A 3,239-nucleotide genomic window follows, 5' to 3' on the forward strand; every position below is an offset into this window, starting at 1 on the left:
AAGAGGTCGGCGAGCCACTTCATCTCGGCACCGCCACCCGGTGCCGGGCGGTCGTCGTGACGGAGGCGTCGTCCTCCCGCCGGCCGTCCCGTCGCCGGTAGACCTCCCGCGCGTTGCCGCCCAGCACCCGCTCCGCGATCCGGCGCGCGGCGACCGGCGTGCAGGCGCCGTCCGCCACCCACTCCCCCAGCAGCGCCCGCAACGACCGCTCGAAGGCACGGGCACGCACCACGTGCAGTTCCGGCAGCAGCGCGGCGCGCGTCGAGAACAGCACCCGGCCGAACGGAGCGACGGCCAGGGCCACCGCCGGGTCCGCGCCCGCGTCGGTGTGGACGTGTCCGTGGCGCGCGGCCAGCTCCGCCGAGGTGCGCACGTGGGCGCGCCCACCGGTCGGGACCAGCACCACGACGCCCGCGCCGGCGGTCTCCCGGAGCAGCCCGGCCAGCGGCGCCGGGTCGCCGCAGCGCAGCTGCACCGGGCGGCCGGTGCGCAGGGCCTCCAGCAGCAGATGGTGGGAGAGCGCGGCCGTCGCCGGCCCGCGGTGGCCGGCCAACGCGGCGGAGGCGGCGCGGATCACCTCGGCGCGGCCCGGCGGGCGGGCCGGTTCCGGGTACCGCAGCAGTGGCCCGGCGTCGCAGACGAACCCGGCCGTCGACCGTGCCGCCGTCTCCAGGGCGGTCCCGAGGTTGCGCAGCTGCGCGGGGACGCTCCCGGAGGTGGCGCCGACCTGGGCGGCCAGTTCGGCCAGCGGCACGAGCTCCCCGGCCCCTCCCGGCAGCGCCGCGTCCAGCTCGGCCACGGTCACCGGCTCCCCGCCGTCGGCGGCCGCCGCCTCCCCGGGCACGGACGCCGTGGTGTCCACCAGCAGCTCCGCGATGCCGCTGCCGCGCAGCAGCATCCGGCGCGCCGCGTAGGAGCCCGCCTCGCGCCGGCGCGCCAGATAGCGGGCGGGGGTGCAGTGCGGTTCGAGGCCGAGCAGCGGTGGGCACCAGCGGAGCACGGCGAGGCCGGCGGCGCTGTCGAACCAGCCGGCGCCGTCCGCACTGCCGCCCGCGGTCCCGGCGCCGCCGCTCACGCCGCCCGCGAGGAGCCGCTCGAACCGGCCCAGGCCGAGTTCGCCGTGGAGCACCGGTCGGCTGTGGTGGTCCACCAGGGGCGGCGGCAGGAAGTCCATGGTCTGGTTAACGCGTGCGTCGGGCTCCGGTGTTGCTCCCGGGGCAGGGGGCGGTGCGCCGGCGGTCCCGACCTGCGGCGGCAGGGGACGACGCGGCCGCTGCCGTGCCACGCGTCGCTCCTTCCCGCGCCGTCCGGATGACGGCACGAGGAGGGCGATACCCGCGACCGCGGGCGGGGGAAACACCCGCCACGGGGTGGTGGCGGTGCGGAAGGGGGCGCGGGGGCGCACCCCGGGGGCTCAGCTCTCGTCGCCGTCGGCGCTGTTCGCGCCGGTGGCCGCCGGGGCGGCGGGGACGTCCCGGCCGGGCCCCTCGGCGGGGCCGCCGAGCTGGCTGCCCGCCATGCGCGACCACTCGTAGGGGCCGGTGGTGACCCGCGCCGCCATCTCGCCGTCGAACTCCGCACGGAGCTCGACCCCGGCCTCGCGTGCCGCGGCCTCCGCCAGCGTGCGGTCGGAAGCGACCAGATCGCCCCACGCGCCGTCGGCACCGACCAGGACCAGCCGGTGGCCGCGGGCGCCGAGGTAGGCGATCTGCCCCTCGGCCGAACCGCCGTGGGCGGCGGCGAACCGGCGCGCGGAGCGGGTGAGCCTGGTCCGCTCGCGCGCGGCGCGACGGTCCTCGGCGGTGGTATCGACGGCCGCCGAGGCCTGGGGGGAACCGGTCTCCGGGAGGTCAGCGCTGTCAGCCATGCCCCTCATGCTACCGACCGGTAGCCCACCGGGACAGGGCGACGCAGCGGCCGGCCGGGCCGTGCGGCGGAGGCAGCGGTGGCGGCAGCGCGGACAGGAACGCCGCGACCGGCCGGGCAGGGCCCGGCCGGTCGCGAGGGTGCGGGGGTACGGCGTCCGGTGCGTCGCCCGGCCGCCGGGAGGGTCAGCCGACGAAGGGGTCGATCGCCACCGCGAGGAAGACCAGCGAGACGTAGGTGATCGACCAGTGGAACAGCCGCATCTCCTTCAGCGCCGCCCCGGCCACCCCGGCCCGGGCCCGGGACTGGAGGGCGTGGGCCTCCCACAGCCACCAGATCCCGGCGGCCGCGGCGACGGAGGTGTAGAACCAGCCCACGTAGCCCAGCGGCCACAGCGTCAGCGAGACCGCCACCATGACCCAGCTGTAGACCACGATCTGCCGGGCGACGACGGTGTTGGCGGCGATCACCGGCAGCATCGGGACGCCGACGCGGGCGTAGTCCTCCTTGACCTTCATGGACAGCGGCCAGTAGTGCGGCGGGGTCCAGAAGAAGATCACCAGGAAGAGGACGACGGCGCCCCAGGAGAGCGAGTCGGTCACCGAGGACCAGCCGATCAGCACCGGCATGCACCCGGCGATCCCGCCCCAGACGATGTTCTGCGAGGTCCGCCGCTTGAGCAGCATGGTGTAGACGACCACGTAGAACAGCAGGGCGCCGAGCGCCAGGGCGGCGGAGAGCCAGTTGACCAGCAGGCCGAACCACAGGGTGGAGACCACCGCGAGCGAGATGCCGAAGACCAGCGCCTCGGCCGGCGAGACCATGCCCGTGACCAGGGGACGGTTGCTGGTGCGGTGCATCAGCGCGTCGATGTCCCGGTCCAGGTACATGTTCAGCGAGTTCGCGCCGCCGGCGGAGAGGTATCCGCCGAAGCAGGTGGCGAACACCAGCCAGAGGTCCGGAACCCCTTGCGCCGCGAGGAACATCACGGGGATGGTGGTCATCAGCAGCAGCTCGATGATCCGCGGCTTGGTCAGGGCGATGAACCCCATGACCCGGGAACCCAGCGGCCGGTGACCGGCACCCGCGCTGTTGGTGTCCACGGGACGGGAATCGACGGCCGTCACGAATACCCCTGGTTCTGCGAACGTCAGCGACGGGCGCTGCGGACGGAGCGTGAGTCGTGCCGACCCGACGGTGGTCCGACGGTGGACGGTTCTCACACGTACCCCGCCACTCTAGACGCCCGACTCGTCCGCCCCGTCCCCGGGGTCCGACGCGTCCGGCGGGCGCGTCGAGGGAAGCCCGCCGCCCTGCCGCACGCCCACCCAGGGGCCGCGGCGCGCCCCGGCACGGCGCTGAGCGGCCACGAC

The 3,239-nt window shown here is 75.9% G+C and carries 3 protein-coding genes; all 3 read right to left on the reverse strand.

The annotated features are described in order from the left end of the window. Positions 1-19: 19 nt before the first annotated feature. Positions 20-1,285 carry an amidohydrolase gene (locus tag HCN52_RS23165; protein WP_312876850.1) on the reverse strand — a complete coding sequence of 422 codons (1,266 nt, stop codon included), beginning with the start codon at positions 1,283-1,285 and terminating at the stop codon, positions 20-22. 129 nt (positions 1,286-1,414) lie between these two features. Then, the gene (locus HCN52_RS23170) at positions 1,415-1,867 is read right to left on the reverse strand and encodes a hypothetical protein (RefSeq protein WP_245175387.1); all 453 of its coding nucleotides are present in this window, start codon (positions 1,865-1,867) and stop codon (positions 1,415-1,417) included. Positions 1,868-2,051: 184 nt separating this feature from the next. Further along, complete coding sequence (locus HCN52_RS23175; RefSeq protein ID WP_168090386.1) at positions 2,052-2,993, reverse strand: heme o synthase; 942 nt, start codon at positions 2,991-2,993, stop codon at positions 2,052-2,054. Positions 2,994-3,239: the final 246 nt, after the last annotated feature.

It is taken from the genome of Streptomyces bohaiensis (genome assembly GCF_012033785.1).
Taxonomy (GTDB): Bacteria; Actinomycetota; Actinomycetes; order Streptomycetales; family Streptomycetaceae; genus Streptomyces; species Streptomyces bohaiensis.

Bases quoted from the DNA above. Each gene is read 5' to 3' on its own strand.
- HCN52_RS23170 (WP_245175387.1), bottom strand. From the start codon at position 1,867: ATGGCTGACAGCGCTGACCTCCCGGAGACCGGTTCCCCCCAGGCCTCG.